We start from the raw sequence: 16,135 nt of genomic DNA, 5'->3' as shown, positions 1-16,135 counted from the left end.
TAAACTCTAAACTCTAAACTCTAAACTCTAAACTCTAAACTCTAAACTCTAAACTCTAAACTCTAAACTCTAAACTCGTTTAAAGTTTAAATGGGATTAGAATAATTTTAAATTTATAAGATATATAATATTTTTTATAAAGAGTTAAAATAATTTACAAAATTCAATTATAAATGTTTATTGATTTTATAAAATTAAAAGGAAATAATTATGAGTAATAGTTTTGATGAAAAAATAAAACCTTTCTTTTTTGTGGAACATGAAGATACCGCTTCTCTTTGTCTTAATGTTGGCGAATATAAAGCAGAAATATTTGAAGAAAGAGAAGATGAAGGATTTGAAGGCGGAGGATATGATTGGCAGTCTTTAGCTTTGGTATTTTTAGATGAAAAAGTTCCAGAGTTAAAAGAGTTTATTGATTTTGATTCTGAATCAAGTATGTTCTGTGCTTACAGCAGTGATATTGAAGCATTAAAGAAATTTGCTTTATCATTTAAAGAGGCATGCGAAGATGATAAATTAATAAGAGATTTATTTTCTAGAGCTGAACTTGATTAATATATAGTTTTTTGACAAACTTAATAATTATTAGTATAATATATTTATGAGAAAAAAAACAAATGCTGTAAAAACTTTTAATCTTTTAAACGATTATTTTATACGATATCTTTTCACAGATAAGGGAAGCAGTGAAGCTATACTTTTAGATTTTATTAATTCTATAATGATTAATGCTAATATGAAGACTTTTCGTTCCGTGGAAATTCTTACTCCATCGCCGAAGGCGGGCAGTCGCCTTAATTTAAAGAAAAATAGGAATTTAAAAGAAACAATAGTTGATGTAAAATGTATTACACAAAATGGTTCAGTAGTTATAATAGAGATTCAGCTTCAAGGTAATTCAAGATTTCCTGAAAGAATACTTTATTATTGGGCAGCTAATTATAGTAAGCTATTAAAGCATGGTGAAAGATATGATGAACTTACTCCTGTAATAAGTGTTAATTTATTAAATTTTAATTTGGATAAAAGTAAAAATATACATTCCTGTTATATGCTTTATGAGATGAATAATAAAAAATTATTAACTGATCATTTACAAATACATATAATAGAATTAAAAAAATTCAAGAAAAACATATTAACTAAAGATTTAAATTGTTGGTTAAAAATGTTTACAAGCAAAAATTTGGAGGCTTCTATGTCTGAAATAGTAAAAGAAAAAACTATAATGGAAGAAGTACAAAAAAAATATAATAATTTTGTCAAAAGTAAATTAATGATGATGGAATATGAGAAAAAAGAGGCTTATTTATATGGTAATCAAATAATGCTTGATGAGGAAAGAAGATTAGGTAGAGAAGAAGGTATAAAGAGGGGTAGAGAGGAAGGTAGGGAAGAAGGCAGAGAAGAAGGAGAAAAAAACAAGGCAATATCCATAGCTAAAAGTTTAAAAAAGTCAGGCTTGGATGCAAAATTTATCAGCGAGAATACCGGATTAAGTATTAAAGAAATAGAAAAATTATAAACTCATAACAAATTTGTTTATAATATCATAAGTAAGTTTTATTAATTTAATGATAGGAGTGGTGCTATGAACATAATAGAAGAAATAAATCAATTACATGAAAATGATGAACATGAAAAAATTATTGATATTATAACTGAAATTCCAGAAGATGAAAGAAGTGCAGAACTTTTTAGTTTGCTTGCCAGAGCTTATAATAATATAGAAAAGTATGATAAAGCATTGGACAATTTAATGTATATAAGAGAAGAAGGCATTGATGATGCTTTATGGAATTATAGGGTAGGTTATGCTTATTATTATAAAGGCGATAAAGAAAATGCAGAGATGTATTTTAAAAAGGCTTATGATTTAAATAATGATGATACAGATGCTTATAATTTTTATATGCTATGTTCTGAAGATAAAGATGATGGAATAAATTTTGAAGAGAGAGTTAATAGATTTTGGAAATGGTTTGAGGAAAATGAAAAAGTTATATCTGATTTTATAGAGCAAAAATCTGATATGTCATCAGATGAAATAATTGAATTTATTTCTAATGGTGCAGCTTTAATATCAAACAATTTGCAGTTTGTTTTCGGTGGTAATTATGAGTTTACATTTACTGTAGAGGGCAAAGAATATTTATTTTATTTTACACCTAGAATAGTTGCTGCTATGCCTGATAAATTAAAAAATAAATGGAAATTCTTTCCTTATATGCAAAAACAAGATATAGCTAACTCTAATTTTAGAATGTATAATAAAGATTTAAGCTTTAAAGAAATTTTGGTATATCCTGAATATGATGAAGATACCAATTTCTTCAATTTGAAATTCTATAATAAAAAATTAAATGAATTAGAAGAAGATTATGCATACAATGCTTTTTATATAATGCTTGAACATGCAGTAGGTGAGAATATATTTAAATTATATTTATTAGGAAATGTTGAAAAAAGTGATAAAAAACTTGATGGTATGATAGAGCTTACAAAACTTTATGATTTTATAATGGACACTCTAAAAAATAAAAATAAGGAAATTATTCTAGACCCTATAAATAGATATACGGTTTATGAGTGTAAGCCTACAGATAATTTTTTTAGAGAAGATATATTTATGGGTAATACATGCTATATGGAGCTTATTAGTGATTATGCTAATTACAATATAGATGCTATTGTTAATATTTCCAAAATGGGAGCAAGGGCTGTATATTTGACTTATGCATTTTCAGATAATAAAGATAATGATTTTAATGATGAAAATATAAATCAAAAACTCCTTGATGAAAGAAATAATATTTCAGATGAGCTTGAAAGCATGATGGGTGAGAAAGGAAGTGGTAAAGAAATAGGTATTGTGTTAGGCAGTGCTTTTGGAATACTATGCGGATATATAGACTTACTTTTATACAATCAAGATGAGTTTATAAAAAGAGCTGAAGAAGTATTAAAAAAATATAATTATAAATTTAAATTATTGAGATTCAGACAATATTCGGAAGTTATAAAGACATTTAATGATTAATTAAATAAGAAATAGTAATGTGCTTTTTAGTGCATTACTATTTTTTAATAATTAATTATCTATTAAAAATATATATCCTTTATATATAACTAATTTTCAACTATAACAATTTTTAGATTTAATAAAAATTAGTTTATTATTTTTTTGCTTGTTTTTTATTATAAATTAATTATCATGTTAAATATTTTTTAATATTTAAGGAGTATTTCATCATGGAAAAAATAAATTTGGCAAAAGCATCATTAATCACTTCTCCAAATCCTGTGGCATTAGTATGTATTAATAAACCTGATGGAGAAATTAATGTTACTGCAGTATCTTGGTATACTTATTTATCTTATAATCCTAGTATGATAGCTTATGCAATGAATAAAGATTCTTATGGCGGTGAATTAGTTCGTGAAAATAAAAAAGTTATAATTACGATTCCTAGTGAAAATATTAAAGAAATTGTAGTGGGATGCGGTATGTATAGCGGAAGAGAAATTGATAAAATAAGAAATTTAGGAATAAAAATGCAAAGTATTCCTACAAGTGATATAAAAATTCCTCTTCATAGTGCAGCTGCTATTCAATGTAATTTAAAAGAATTTATTGAAACAGGAGATCATTATTTATATATATGCAATGTTGAAGAAGTATATGCTGATTATAAAGAAAAACCTGTATTTGCTTGGGAGGGTTATTCTAAAATAGCAGCAGCTAAAGAGATGTAATAATTATTTATTAAAGATATTAATCATTTTAATTTTACTAAGACAATAATAAAAAAGCCGTTAGTATATTTAATATATATACTAACGGCATACAGCATTTTATTAAATAAAATTAAACTAAACCGTAAGGAATCATAATATCGGCAACTTTAACAAATCCTGCTATATTAGCACCTTTCAAATAATCACCTTTGAATCCGTACTCTTCAGCAGTTTCATAACAAGTATTGTGAATATTAGTCATAATATTTTTAAGTTTGTTATCAGTATAATCAAAATCCCATCTATCCATAGAAGCATTTTGCTGCATCTCTAAAGCAGAAGTAGCAACACCTCCAGCATTTGTAGCTTTACCAGGTGCGAACAATATTCCAGCTTTTTGGAATACTTCAACAGCTTCAGGAGTAGAAGGCATATTAGCACCTTCAGTAACAGATATACATCCATTTTTAACTAATGTTTCAGCACTTTTAACATCAAGTTCATTTTGAGTAGCACAAGGCAAAGCGATATCGCAAGCAATGTCCCAAATGTTTCCGTTTTCCATATATTTAGCAGAAGAATGAGCATTAACATACTCTTTAATTCTTTTTCTTTCTACTTCTTTTAATCTTTTTACAGTGTCTAAATTGATGCCGTTTTCATCATAAATAACTCCGTTAGAGTCAGAACAAGCAACAACTTTAGCACCTAATTGAGTAGCTTTTTGCATCGCATATATAGCAACGTTACCAGAACCTGAAACTATTACTTTTTTACCTTCAAAACCATTTTTGCCGTTAGTTTTAAGCATAAGATCAGTGAAGTATACAAGTCCGTAACCAGTAGCTTCAGTACGAGCTAAAGAACCGCCGTAGCCTAAGCCTTTACCTGTTAATACACCAGGCTCAAATCTATTTTTAAGTCTTTTGTATTGACCAAATAAATATCCAATCTCTCTAGCACCAACTCCTATATCTCCAGCAGGTACGTCTATATCATATCCTATATGTCTTTGAAGCTCAGTCATGAAGCTTTGACAGAAACGCATAACTTCATTGTCGCTTTTTCCTTTAGGATCAAAATCAGAACCTCCTTTACCGCCGCCTATAGGTAAACCAGTTAAAGCATTCTTAAATATTTGTTCAAAACTTAAGAATTTGATGATACCTAAATAAACAGATGGGTGAAAGCGAAGTCCGCCTTTGTATGGTCCTATAACGCTTGAGAACTGTACACGGAAACCTCTGTTTACATGTATTTCTCCTTTATCATCCATCCAAGGAACTCTGAACATAATTTGTCTTTCAGGTTCGCATATTCTTTCTATTATCTTTTGTTCAATATAATGAGGCTTTTTCTTCAATACAACTTCTAAGGTGCTTAACACTTCTTTCACTGCTTGGTGAAATTCAACTTCACCAGGATTTCTTTTTACTACTTTGTTGTAAATGGCTTCTAATTGTTCGTTCATTTGAGAAGACATAAATTAATCTCCTTTTTTATTTTTTTATTTGTTGGAAACATTATACATTAAATAGTATTATTGTCAATAGTAATGTTACCGGTTTTTTATTGATATTACTATTTTTTTTAACAAATTTATAATTTTTATATAAAAAATTGAAATATAGTTTAAAATGTTGTATTTTTAAATAATAATTAAGGAATATATCATGAATAAAGAAAAATATAAACCCCAAACAAAAGATGAATTAATAGATTTGATAGAGAGAAAAATAAAGTTTGATAGAATAGATACAAGTTTTATAAAAGATATGTCAGGATTATTTGAAAATTCTATGCTAAGAAATTTTAAAGGCATTGAAACTTGGGACACTTCAAAAGTAACAGATATGAGTTCAATGTTTTGCGGTGCTAAAAGTTTTAATCATGATATATCTAATTGGAATGTATCCAAAGTTAAGAATATGAGTAATATGTTTTGCCTTGCGGAAAAATTTAATCAGCCTTTGAATAGCTGGGACGTTTCTAATGTTACAAATATGGAAAATATGTTTAGGATTGCTAAGGTATTTAATCAGCCATTAGATAATTGGAATGTTAGTAAAGTAAAAAATATTGATGGTATGTTTTGGGTAGCTGACAGTTTTAATCAGAATTTAGATTCTTGGGTTTTGGCAAAAAATGCGAAGATGTATATGTCTTTCTACTGCTCTGCCATGCAGGATAATACGCCAATTTGGTATAAAAGTGAGTAATAAATAATTGGTGTTAAATTGGTATTGAAAATGAACAAAATAGAAGATAGTAATTTATTTATGATATGCAAATCAATTAATAAAAATGCATTATCAGATATTCCTAATGGTTATTATATAAGAAATTGCAAAAGAGATGAATTAAATTTATGGTTTGAATTTCCATTTGATAATGAAGAAGATAAGAAAAACTATAGAAATTTTATGGAGCAATATTTCAAAGATGTGTACGGAAGTAATGAAAAATTATTTTTTGAGAAATGCTTATTTATTTGTGATGAAAATGATACTCCTATAGGAACATGCTTTGCTTGGAAAGCTTATAATTCTATAACTACAATACATTGGTTTAAAGTAAAAAAAGAATATGAAGGGCAGGGTATAGGAAGGGCTTTAATTTCTTATGTTTTAAATTCCATAGATAAAAAAGATTTTCCAATATTTTTGCATACTCAGGCTGGAAGTTTTAGAGCCATAAAATTATATAGTGATTTAGGATTTGTTTTTCTTACTGATGAAAAAATAGGGTATAGAGAAAATCATTTAAATATTGCTTTACCTTATTTGAAAGATAAAATGCATTTAGAAGATTATAATAAATTAAAGTTTGATAAATCTCCTAAAGAGTTTTTATATGCTGTAAACAGTTCTGCAATAAATCAATTTTGATTAAAAAATATTGATTCTTTATGTATTAATAAAAATAAATAAAAAAACATTAATATGAATATTTAAACTTTTTATACTAAATATTATTAATTTGTAAATATATTGTATATTATTGCCGTATTAAGCTATATAAATGTTACAATTTGTTAACATAATAATTTATTTTTATTGACTTTTTAGCTATTTATGATATTCTAAGCATTCCTAGTTTTATAAAATTTATAGGATATATATGCTTTTAACATTATCTTTTTATTTAATCGGCGGATTCGGACTTTTTATGTACGGTCTTAAAGTTTTTTCAGATGGACTTCAGGAAAGTACAGAAAACGCATTAAAAAATATACTTCATAAAGTAACTCAGAATAAGATCCTAGGTATATCATTAGGTTTTCTTATAACTGCTATAGTTCAGTCTAGTAGTGCAGTTACGGTGATGACGGTAAGTTTCGTAAATGCTAATCTGCTTACATTATCCCAAGCCATTAATATAATACTAGGAGCCAACATAGGTACTACAGTTACAGGTTGGATAATATCTTTAAACATAGATGTGCTTGCATTACCTTCTCTTGGTATAGGTTCTATAATAGTTATATTTGGTTCAGAAAATAGAAAGCTAAGATTTTTCGGTGAAATACTGATGGGATTCGGTATGATATTCTATGGACTTATACTTATGAAAACAGCCTTTGAAGGTGTAAGGGGTTCAGAAGATTTTGAAAAAGTATTTTTAATGGCTAATGCTGATACAATGTACGGAAGATTTTTATGCGTAGTAATAGGTATGGTTGTAACAGCTATAATACAGTCAAGCAGTGCCGCTTTGGGTGTAACTATATCATTAGCTTCTGTTGGTTTAATAGATTATCCTACCGGTGTTGCTTTGATATTAGGACAAAACATCGGTACAACAATCACTGCAGTTTTAGCCACTCTTGGAGCTTCAACTAATGCTAAAAGAGCTGCTTTGGTGCATTGTTTATTTAATATATTCGGTGTTATATATATGTTCTTCCTATTCCCATATTATATTAAATTAGTTGATATTATTGTTGGTTTTATGAATATAGGAGATCCTAATCTTATAGTAGATAATAAATATGTTAATATATCATTCTATATAGCAGCTGCACATACTATGTTTAATATTATAAACGTTATAGTATTTTACTTCTTAACAGAGAAATTAGAAAAAATAGTTTGTTTTATTATTAAAGAGAAAGAAGATGAAAAACATGTCAGTGTTCTTTCAGATAAGCTTCTTAATATGCCTGTTTCTGCTGAAATAGAAGTAAGAAAAGAAGTAACATATATGGGCGATATTGCTAAAAAAATGCTTGCAAGAATAGAACAATTATTTGATAATCCAAGCGAAAGACTTCTTACAAAGATAAGAGATCATGAAAAAATGCTGGATAATACAGATCAGGAAATTCACTCCTTTTTATTAAAACTATTGGGTAAAAATACTTTGAATTCAGCCAATATAGCTTCTCTTATAAACATAAGTACATATTATGAGAATTTGGGTGATAATTTAAAAGATTTGGGAAAAGCTATCATTAAAGGAAGTGAAAAGAAAACATTATTTAATGAAACTCAAAAAGAAGATATAATAAAAATGCTTCATAATAATAAAGATTTTATAGATTATTTATCAGGATTAATACTTCAGTATTATTCTTTGAATAGAGAAAAAACTTATGATGAGGCTATGGAAAAGTATCATCAGATTAAAGGTTTTTATTATGAAGCTAGGGAAAGGCATTATGATAATGTTGATAAATCATTGATACCTGCTTTGAATGCGCATTTATATGGCGATGTATTGGTATATTTTAACCGTTCTATAGCAAATTTAGTTAATATAGTAGAGGCAATAACAGGAAAAGATAAATAAAATTTTTTGGGGGGGATTTTGAAAAAAGTATATATTGCAGGACATAAAGGTTTAGTAGGAAGTGCTATAGACAGAGTTCTTACTAAAAATGGGTATAATAATATATTAAGAAAGACACATTCAGAATTAGATTTAAGAAATAAAGAAGATGTCTTTAATTTTTTTGAAAAAGAGAAACCAGATTGGGTATTTTTATCTGCTGCTAAAGTAGGCGGAATATATGCCAACAATACATATCCGGTTGATTTTCTATTATATAATTTGCAGATACAAAATAATATAATAGAAGCATCACATAAATACAATGTCGAAAAATTAATGTTCTTAGGTTCAAGCTGTATATATCCTAAAGAATGTCCTCAACCTATAAAGGAGGAGTATTTACTTTCAGGATATTTAGAAAGCACAAACAGACCATATGCTTTAGCTAAAATTGCTGGTATAGAATTATGTGATGCTTATAACAGACAGTATAATACTAATTATATAGCTGTAATGCCATGTAATCTTTATGGTATAAATGATAATTATCATGCTGAAAATGCCCATGTTATACCTATGCTTATTAGAAGATTTCATGAAGCTAAAATGAATAATTTGGAAGAAACAGTTATTTGGGGAAGCGGTACTCCTTTAAGAGAATTTATGTTTTCTGATGATTTGGCTGAGGCTTGTCTTTATTTGATGGAAAATAAAAATGCTTCAGATATAGGAAAGTTTATAAATATAGGTTCAGGAAAAGAAGTTACAATTAAAGAATTGGCTGAATTGATTAAAAAGGTTATAGGTTTTGAAGGTGAAATAAAATTAGATAGTTCTAAGCCAGATGGTACTATGAGAAAATTGCTTGATGTATCAAAAATTAATTCATTAGGTTGGAAATATAAAATAGAACTTGAAGAAGGGTTAAAAATAGCCTATAATGATTTTTTAAAAAATTATAATAAGGATTAATAGAAATGAAAAAAGCACTTATTACAGGAATAACAGGACAAGATGGTTCTTATTTAACAGAACTTTTATTAGAAAAAGGTTATGAAGTACATGGAATTATTAGAAGAAGTTCATCTTTTAATACCGAAAGAATAGATCATTTATATAATGACCCACATATTAATGATGTAAGAATGTTCCTTCATTATGGAGATTTATCTGACAGCTCTAATTTATCGAGAATATTAGAGAAAATACAGCCTGATGAGATATATAATTTGGCAGCTCAAAGCCATGTAAGAGTAAGTTTTGATATGCCTGAATATACAGCTGATGTTACAGGACTTGGTACAATAAGATTATTAGATGCTATTAAAGAAACTCAAATAAAAACAAGATTTTATCAGGCATCAACTAGTGAATTGTATGGAAAAGTAGTAGAAACACCTCAAACAGAGAAAACACCTTTTTATCCTAGAAGTCCTTATGCTTGTGCTAAAGTATATTCATATTGGATTACTGTTAATTATAGAGAAAGCTATGATATGTATGCTTGCAATGGTATACTATTTAACCATGAAAGTCCTAGAAGAGGGGAGACTTTTGTTACTAAAAAAATTACACATGCCATTGCTAGAATTCTTAATAAAGAACAAGATAAATTATATTTAGGTAATTTGGATTCTAAAAGAGACTGGGGATATGCTAAAGATTATGTTGAGGCTATGTGGCTTATGCTTCAGCAGGATAAAGCAGATGATTATGTTATAGCTACAGGTGAAACACATTCTGTGAGAGAATTTTTAGATGAAGCTTTCGGACTTGTAGGACTAGATTGGAAAAAATATGTGGAGATAGATCCTAGATATTATAGACCTACTGAAGTTGATCTTTTACTTGGTGATCCTACAAAGGCAAAAGAGAAATTAGGTTGGAAGCCAAAAACTACTTTTAAAGAATTAGTAAAAATAATGTTAGACTATGATTTAAAAACTGTTGGTTTGAGTTTGGATAAGTTTAAAAATTAGATATTTTATGGCTAATAAATTAAAATTAAAAAAAAATTTAATTGAATATTTAGTATGGCCTATTCCTTTTAAAAACATTAGAAATAGTATAAGAATTAATTCTATATATTTAAAAGATTTAGGTTATAAGATAAATTACAATTATTATAAAAATACTATAAAAAATAAAAAAACATTTTTTGTAAGGAATGATTGGCATGTAAATGAAAAAGAATTTACTAGTAATTATTTCTATAATTTAATAAAAAATAATTATATTAATGACTTGGAAATTAGTTATAATCCAGATATAGAATTTTTTGCTCCTATAGGTAAAAGATATTTTTTAAAAAAATCTAAAGCAAAAATAAAAATTTTCTATACTGGTGAATGTGTATCAAATGAAGCTATTAATAAAATATGGGCTGAATATTCAGATAATTGCATTAATGATGTTGATTTATCAATGGGGTTTGATAGGATAGATGAAAATAAATATGATAATTATGTGAGATTTCCTATCTGGATATCCTATAATTTTAATGGACTTTTGGATAACAAAGATTATACTAAAGATGATATTAAAAAAGTTATAGACAATATTAATAATGCTAAATCTAAAAAAAATAAATTTGCTTCATTGGTTGCTAGTCATGATGCTACCAATATAAGAACTCAAATGTATAATCAAATAATAAAAATAGATTCTATAAGTTGTCCTGGAAAATTATTTCATAATGATGATACATTGAAACAAGATTTTAATAATGATAAAATAGAATATTTAAAAGATTTTAAATTCAATATATGTCCTGAAAATACTATTAGTGATGGATATATCACAGAGAAACTTTTTGATTCTTTTAAAGCGGGATGCATACCCATATATAATGGTGATGAAAACATAGAACCTGATTTGGTTAATAAGGATGCATTACTATTTTTTAAAAAAGATGAAGATAATACGGAGCTTATAAAAGAAATAGAAAAACTTCATAAAGATGATAAGTTATTTGATGCTTTCCTAAAACAGACAAAAATATATGATAATGCCGTTGATTATATTTGGGATAGGAGAGTAAAAATATTAAATAAATTAGAAACTCTTATAAATGAAAGACTTAAATAATATTATTTATTTACAGGTATTCTTAAAAATATTTCTGTTCCTATAGAAAGTACATTACTATTTAATTTATTCCAAGCTTTTATTTCTGCTATATCAACATGAAATCTTCTTGCAATAATCCAAAGAGTATCTCCGGCTCTGACATGATACATTATATCTTTATACTCATAATCAGGAGGAGGCAAAGACTCAAAATAAACAAATTTACCTTCTCTTATTCTTTGCTGTTCTTCTTCATATTGAGCCAAATCAACCTGTTTAGCATTGTCAAGTCCTTGAATAGGAATCATTACTTGCTGACCTATATTAAGGCTTCTTGATTTTAATTTATTTATTTCTACTATGGCATTTATAGGTACACCGTAAAATTTAGAAAGATGAGAAAGAGTTTCATTCATCTTTACCTCATGTCTTCTGAAAGTAACTCTCTCTGAAGCTGGTATTTTAGCAAAAGTCTCATTAAATTTTTCTCCCATTCCCTCAGGGACTCTTAAAGGATATCTAATCATACCAGGAGGAGTTACGCCTCTTGCTAAATGAGGATTTAAAGCTTTCAAATCTTCAGTATCAGCACCTATCATCTTAGCTATAACAGATAAATCAGCGGCATCATCAACATAAACTAAATCACCTTGAGGAAATAGCACTTTAGGCTTATTTACTTTAAATCCAAATTTTTCAGGATTTTTTGCTATTATAACAGCGGCAACATATTTAGGTATATATTCTTCAGTTTCTTTTGGAAGAACGCCGGCTTTTAATAAATCTTCAAAATCATTGCTTTTTACTTCTCTTATAGCTCTTGATATTCTTCCTCCTCCTGCATTATAAGCTATTAAAGCAATAACCCAAGATTTGAAGTTTTTATCTAGTCTTACTAAGTGATCAGCAGCAGCTTTTGTAGAACGTTCAGGATCGAATCTGTCATCAGACCAGTAATTAACTTTAAGGTTGTATATAGCACCTGTCATAGGCATAAACTGCCAAAGTCCTGCAGCACCGGCATGAGAAACTGCCTGAGGATTGAAATCGCTTTCTATTATAGGTAGGTAAACTAAATCTTCAGGTACGCCTTTTTCTTTAAATACTTCTTTTATATATGGAAGATATATTTGAGATCTGTCTATAATTTTCTGCATATAGTTTTTCCAGCTTCCCTGATATCTATTTATATAGTATGAAACTCTATCGCTTCTAAAATTATTTACATCAAAGCCTCTAAGCTCTACGACCTTTATATCCCGTCCGAGTGATTCTCCAAAAACACTAAGTTCGTATAAATTTACTCCGTCTAATGCTTTTCTTATATACATATCAAAAGTGTCACAAGAGCTTGCAAATAACATTATTATTATAAGGAAAATAATTACAATATGCTTTTTTATATTTCTAATAATAAACCTACCTTAAAATTATTGATATATTTAACATTATTATTGAAAGATTTTCAAGTTATTTTTACATTTTAAAATCGGATATTATTGCAAATAAATTTAGTTTATATTAATAGTATGATATTTTTATAGTTTTGTTATGATATGCAACTTTTTATTATGATATTGTTGTATAATTTTTTAAAATACTGTTTTATAATATGAAGTTATAGGGAGTTAATAGAGAATATAATTTTCTCCATTAACTCCACTAACTTCACTGTTAATTATTATTTTGAGCAGAATGTTATTTGTTGATTTAAATATTTTTTATTTTGTATTTCATCAACAAAAGCTATGGCATAATCAGCGTAACTTATGGCACTTTCACCTTTAGAATTAACTAATAATTTATCATTACCTATATTATATTCTCCAGTTTTTTCTCCATCAGCTTGAAAATCGGCAGAAGGTGATACATAAGTCCATAAAATATCTTTATTATTTTTTAATATATTAAATGCTTTTGACATACTTTTTGCAAGAGGTTTAAATATTTCTGGAAAACTTTCACTGTCCATTAATTGTTTTCTACTATCTATATATAAACTTCCGGCACCTCCTACTATCATCAATCTGATATTTGTATTTGCAAGTATTTTACATAAATGTTCCATAGCTAATGAATGCTTATCAAGTTCTTTCTCGTCCCATACTCCGAATGCACTTACTACAGTATCAAATTCTTTCAAATCATCTTTTGTCAAATCGAATAAATCTTTTTCTATAACTTTTGCTTTTGAATTATTCATTTTTGTTTTATCTCTTACTATGGCTGAAACATCTAGTCCTCTTTCTAATGCCTCATTCATGATTAATTTTCCTGCTCTTCCGTTTGCTGCTATTATTGCAATTTTCATTTTAATTCTCCTTTTTATCTAAAATATTTTCTTTAATTAAAGAGTTATAATAGCTATTATTACAATAATAGTAACATAGCTTAGTTGTAATGTCAAGTGTTACAACTAAGCGTATTTTTATATTTGCATTAATAGTATAAATATATTATAATTTTCAAATAGTTTTAAGGGTAATTTTTATGAAAATTAGTTCAAGGTTTACAATAGCAGTTCATACATTACTTTGTATATTAGAGTTCAAAGATGAGAAAATGACATCAAGTCTTATATCAGATAGTGTAAATGTTAATCCTGTAATAATAAGAAATATTTTAATACAGCTTCAAAAGGCAGATATTATTACGGTTAAAAGAGGAACAGGCGGTATTTCTTTAAATAGAAAAATAGAAAATATAACTTTACTTGATATATTCAATGCTGTAGAAAGTTTAGATGATAATAAACTTTTCAGCTTTCATGAACATCCAAATAAAAAATGTCCTGTAGGAAGCAGAATCAATGATATACTTCAGCCTAAACTAGATGATGTTCAGCATGCTATGGAAAAGGAGCTTAAAAAAACTACATTAAAGGATATTTATAAAACTTTTAAAAATTAATATAGTTTTTACTAAATAAAAATATTTTAGTATTTATATAACAAATACTTATAAACTATTATTAAGGATATATTTTATGGAGAAAGAAAACATTAAAGAAAATGTGAATGGTAAATTTGAGCATTTTCTTAAAGCAGTTGAATTTTTAGGTAATAAACTTCCTGATATAACAATTTTGTTTTTGATAGCCTTTTTTATAATGGTTATACTATCATGGATATTGTCGCATTTCACATTTAATTATTTTCACCCAACTACAGGAGAACAGATAAAAATTATAAATATGCTTGCTCCTAATGAATTAGCAATATTTATAACTAAAATGATAAGTAATTTTGTGAGTTTTCCTCCTTTAGGTATAACACTTGTAGGAACATTGGGAATAGGCGTAGCTAATGGCAGCGGATTCATTAGAATGATTATAATAAAAATATCAAGCGTAATACCAAGAAAAGCTGTTACTCCGGCTGTGATGTTTATATCTATATTAAGTCATATAAGTTCAGATTCAGCTTATGTTATATTAATGCCTGTAGCTGCTATGATGTTTTTTTCTTTTGGTAAGCATCCATTGGCTGGAATTTCTGCTTCATTTGCAGGGCTTGCAGGAGGACATTCAGCAAGTTATACTCCTTCGATAATAGACCCTATAATGCAGGGATTCACTCAAAATGCAGCAAGAATGATAGACCCTACTTACACAGTTAATGTTTTATGTAATTATTTTTTAAGTTTCTCATCAACGTTTGCTGTAATTTTAGTAGGCTGGTTTGTAACTGATAGAATAGTAGAGCCTTTTTTATGGAGAACTATGCCTATTGATAAAGATGCTGCTATAGAAAACACTGATATATCTTTGGTAACTAAAGAAGAAAATAGAGCTTTCAAAGCTGCAGTATTAGTTTTAATATCAATGATTATTCTTCTAATAGCTTTGCTTGCCCCTAAAAACTCTTTATTGAGATCCCCTGGAGGAGAATTAACTACACCAGATGCCCCTATTATGCAGGCAATAGTTCCAGTGATATTTTTATTTTTAACAATACCGGGATTTGTATATGGAAAATTAACCAATAAATTTAAAACATCAAGAGATTTCAGCGGTGCTATGGCTGATAGTATAAAAAATTTGGCATCGTTTTTAACTTTTGCTTTTTTCTGTTCTCAGTTTTTATATATGTTTGGAACTTCAAATGTAGGTACATTAATGGCTGTATCAGGTGCTGAGTTTTTGAAATCTTTGAATATGCCTCCTCAGGTAACTATTGCAGGTATCATTTTACTTACAGGTGTATTGGATATATTGATAAGTTCAGCTTCATCTAAATGGGCTATAATGGCTCCGGTTCTTGTTCCTATGCTTATGGCTGTTGGTATATCTCCTGAATTGACTCAAGCCTCATACAGAGTAAGCGATTCGGCTATGAATATTGTAACTCCTATGTTCTCATTTTATCCTTTGATTATTTCTTACTGTCAAAAATATTGTAAGAAAACAGGAGTTGGTACATTATCTTCAATGATGATACCTTATAGTATAGGAATATTTATTGCATTGCTTATAATGCTTTATGGTTTCTGGGCATTGAATATACCTATAGGATTTAATAGCGGATATGTTTATCCTCCTGTTCATTAATAT

At 27.7% G+C, this 16,135-nt stretch carries 15 protein-coding genes; 12 read left to right on the top strand and 3 right to left on the bottom strand.

What is annotated here, in order from left to right; genetic code table 11:
* Nucleotides 1–210: 210 nt before the first annotated feature.
* The 4 genes from Q0K19_RS07545 (at nucleotide 211) to Q0K19_RS07530 (ending at nucleotide 3,759) form a co-directional block, all read left to right on the top strand.
* Nucleotides 211–558, top strand: a complete 348-nt coding sequence (locus Q0K19_RS07545) for an immunity 51 family protein (protein ID WP_297246872.1) — start codon at nucleotides 211–213, stop codon at nucleotides 556–558.
* Nucleotides 559–604: 46 nt separating this feature from the next.
* Nucleotides 605–1,528, top strand: a complete 924-nt coding sequence (locus tag Q0K19_RS07540; protein ID WP_297246870.1) for an Rpn family recombination-promoting nuclease/putative transposase — start codon at nucleotides 605–607, stop codon at nucleotides 1,526–1,528.
* A 66-nt stretch (nucleotides 1,529–1,594) separates the two neighbouring features.
* On the top strand, nucleotides 1,595–3,043 hold the full coding sequence (locus Q0K19_RS07535; RefSeq protein WP_297246868.1) for a tetratricopeptide repeat protein: 1,449 nt from the start codon (nucleotides 1,595–1,597) through the stop codon (nucleotides 3,041–3,043).
* Nucleotides 3,044–3,255: 212 nt separating this feature from the next.
* Nucleotides 3,256–3,759 carry a flavin reductase family protein gene (locus Q0K19_RS07530; RefSeq protein WP_297246866.1) on the top strand — a complete coding sequence of 168 codons (504 nt, stop codon included), beginning with the start codon at nucleotides 3,256–3,258 and terminating at the stop codon, nucleotides 3,757–3,759.
* Between the two features lie 112 nt (nucleotides 3,760–3,871).
* Here the strand turns inward: Q0K19_RS07530 and gdhA are convergent, their stop codons facing one another.
* On the bottom strand, nucleotides 3,872–5,224 hold the full coding sequence (gdhA, locus tag Q0K19_RS07525; protein ID WP_297246864.1) for an NADP-specific glutamate dehydrogenase: 1,353 nt from the start codon (nucleotides 5,222–5,224) through the stop codon (nucleotides 3,872–3,874).
* A 190-nt stretch (nucleotides 5,225–5,414) separates the two neighbouring features.
* On the opposite strand from gdhA, the gene Q0K19_RS07520 reads away from it, so the two are divergent.
* The 6 genes from Q0K19_RS07520 to Q0K19_RS07495 all read left to right on the top strand — a co-directional run bounded on the left by Q0K19_RS07520 (nucleotide 5,415) and on the right by Q0K19_RS07495 (nucleotide 11,601).
* Complete coding sequence (locus Q0K19_RS07520) at nucleotides 5,415–5,960, top strand: BspA family leucine-rich repeat surface protein (protein WP_297246862.1); 546 nt, start codon at nucleotides 5,415–5,417, stop codon at nucleotides 5,958–5,960.
* A gap of 30 nt (nucleotides 5,961–5,990) precedes the next feature.
* Complete coding sequence (locus tag Q0K19_RS07515) at nucleotides 5,991–6,629, top strand: GNAT family N-acetyltransferase (RefSeq protein WP_297246860.1); 639 nt, start codon at nucleotides 5,991–5,993, stop codon at nucleotides 6,627–6,629.
* 232 nt (nucleotides 6,630–6,861) lie between these two features.
* Nucleotides 6,862–8,532: a Na/Pi cotransporter family protein gene (locus tag Q0K19_RS07510; RefSeq protein ID WP_297246858.1), complete on the top strand. Its 1,671-nt coding sequence runs from the start codon at nucleotides 6,862–6,864 to the stop codon at nucleotides 8,530–8,532.
* A gap of 18 nt (nucleotides 8,533–8,550) precedes the next feature.
* The gene (locus tag Q0K19_RS07505) at nucleotides 8,551–9,486 is read left to right on the top strand and encodes a GDP-L-fucose synthase (protein ID WP_297246856.1); all 936 of its coding nucleotides are present in this window, start codon (nucleotides 8,551–8,553) and stop codon (nucleotides 9,484–9,486) included.
* A gap of 5 nt (nucleotides 9,487–9,491) precedes the next feature.
* Nucleotides 9,492–10,493, top strand: coding sequence for a GDP-mannose 4,6-dehydratase (gene gmd, locus Q0K19_RS07500; RefSeq protein WP_297246854.1), 1,002 nt, complete (start codon nucleotides 9,492–9,494; stop codon nucleotides 10,491–10,493).
* Nucleotides 10,494–10,500: 7 nt separating this feature from the next.
* Nucleotides 10,501–11,601 carry a glycosyltransferase family 10 gene (locus Q0K19_RS07495; protein ID WP_297246853.1) on the top strand — a complete coding sequence of 367 codons (1,101 nt, stop codon included), beginning with the start codon at nucleotides 10,501–10,503 and terminating at the stop codon, nucleotides 11,599–11,601.
* Between the two features lie 2 nt (nucleotides 11,602–11,603).
* Here Q0K19_RS07495 and Q0K19_RS07490 read toward each other — a convergent pair whose 3' ends face one another.
* Both Q0K19_RS07490 and Q0K19_RS07485 read right to left on the bottom strand, forming a co-directional pair.
* Nucleotides 11,604–12,947: a transglycosylase SLT domain-containing protein gene (locus Q0K19_RS07490; RefSeq protein ID WP_297246851.1), complete on the bottom strand. Its 1,344-nt coding sequence runs from the start codon at nucleotides 12,945–12,947 to the stop codon at nucleotides 11,604–11,606.
* Between the two features lie 317 nt (nucleotides 12,948–13,264).
* Entirely contained in the window at nucleotides 13,265–13,894 is a 630-nt protein-coding gene (locus Q0K19_RS07485; RefSeq protein WP_297246849.1) for an NAD(P)-dependent oxidoreductase, read from the bottom strand.
* 179 nt (nucleotides 13,895–14,073) lie between these two features.
* On the opposite strand from Q0K19_RS07485, the gene Q0K19_RS07480 reads away from it, so the two are divergent.
* Both Q0K19_RS07480 and Q0K19_RS07475 read left to right on the top strand, forming a co-directional pair.
* Nucleotides 14,074–14,493 carry an Rrf2 family transcriptional regulator gene (locus Q0K19_RS07480; protein WP_297246847.1) on the top strand — a complete coding sequence of 140 codons (420 nt, stop codon included), beginning with the start codon at nucleotides 14,074–14,076 and terminating at the stop codon, nucleotides 14,491–14,493.
* A gap of 76 nt (nucleotides 14,494–14,569) precedes the next feature.
* A complete protein-coding gene (locus Q0K19_RS07475; protein WP_297246846.1) occupies nucleotides 14,570–16,132 on the top strand; it encodes an AbgT family transporter in 1,563 nt (520 codons plus the stop codon).
* The last annotated feature ends 3 nt before the right edge of the window (nucleotides 16,133–16,135 follow it).

The sequence above is a fragment of the uncultured Brachyspira sp. genome (genome assembly GCF_944393015.1).
Taxonomy (GTDB): Bacteria; Spirochaetota; Brachyspiria; order Brachyspirales; family Brachyspiraceae; genus Brachyspira.
Note: the sequence above shows the minus strand (reverse complement) of the source record. Positions and strands in the feature narration are given on the sequence as shown.

Bases quoted from the DNA above. Each gene is read 5' to 3' on its own strand.
- Q0K19_RS07545 (WP_297246872.1), top strand. From the start codon at position 211: ATGAGTAATAGTTTTGATGAAAAAATAAAACCTTTCTTTTTTGTGGAA.
- Q0K19_RS07540 (WP_297246870.1), top strand. From the start codon at position 605: ATGAGAAAAAAAACAAATGCTGTAAAAACTTTTAATCTTTTAAACGAT.
- Q0K19_RS07535 (WP_297246868.1), top strand. From the start codon at position 1,595: ATGAACATAATAGAAGAAATAAATCAATTACATGAAAATGATGAACAT.
- Q0K19_RS07530 (WP_297246866.1), top strand. From the start codon at position 3,256: ATGGAAAAAATAAATTTGGCAAAAGCATCATTAATCACTTCTCCAAAT.
- gdhA (WP_297246864.1), bottom strand. From the start codon at position 5,224: ATGTCTTCTCAAATGAACGAACAATTAGAAGCCATTTACAACAAAGTA.
- Q0K19_RS07520 (WP_297246862.1), top strand. From the start codon at position 5,415: ATGAATAAAGAAAAATATAAACCCCAAACAAAAGATGAATTAATAGAT.
- Q0K19_RS07515 (WP_297246860.1), top strand. From the start codon at position 5,991: ATGAACAAAATAGAAGATAGTAATTTATTTATGATATGCAAATCAATT.
- Q0K19_RS07510 (WP_297246858.1), top strand. From the start codon at position 6,862: ATGCTTTTAACATTATCTTTTTATTTAATCGGCGGATTCGGACTTTTT.
- gmd (WP_297246854.1), top strand. From the start codon at position 9,492: ATGAAAAAAGCACTTATTACAGGAATAACAGGACAAGATGGTTCTTAT.
- Q0K19_RS07495 (WP_297246853.1), top strand. From the start codon at position 10,501: ATGGCTAATAAATTAAAATTAAAAAAAAATTTAATTGAATATTTAGTA.
- Q0K19_RS07490 (WP_297246851.1), bottom strand. From the start codon at position 12,947: ATGTTATTTGCAAGCTCTTGTGACACTTTTGATATGTATATAAGAAAA.
- Q0K19_RS07485 (WP_297246849.1), bottom strand. From the start codon at position 13,894: ATGAAAATTGCAATAATAGCAGCAAACGGAAGAGCAGGAAAATTAATC.
- Q0K19_RS07480 (WP_297246847.1), top strand. From the start codon at position 14,074: ATGAAAATTAGTTCAAGGTTTACAATAGCAGTTCATACATTACTTTGT.
- Q0K19_RS07475 (WP_297246846.1), top strand. From the start codon at position 14,570: ATGGAGAAAGAAAACATTAAAGAAAATGTGAATGGTAAATTTGAGCAT.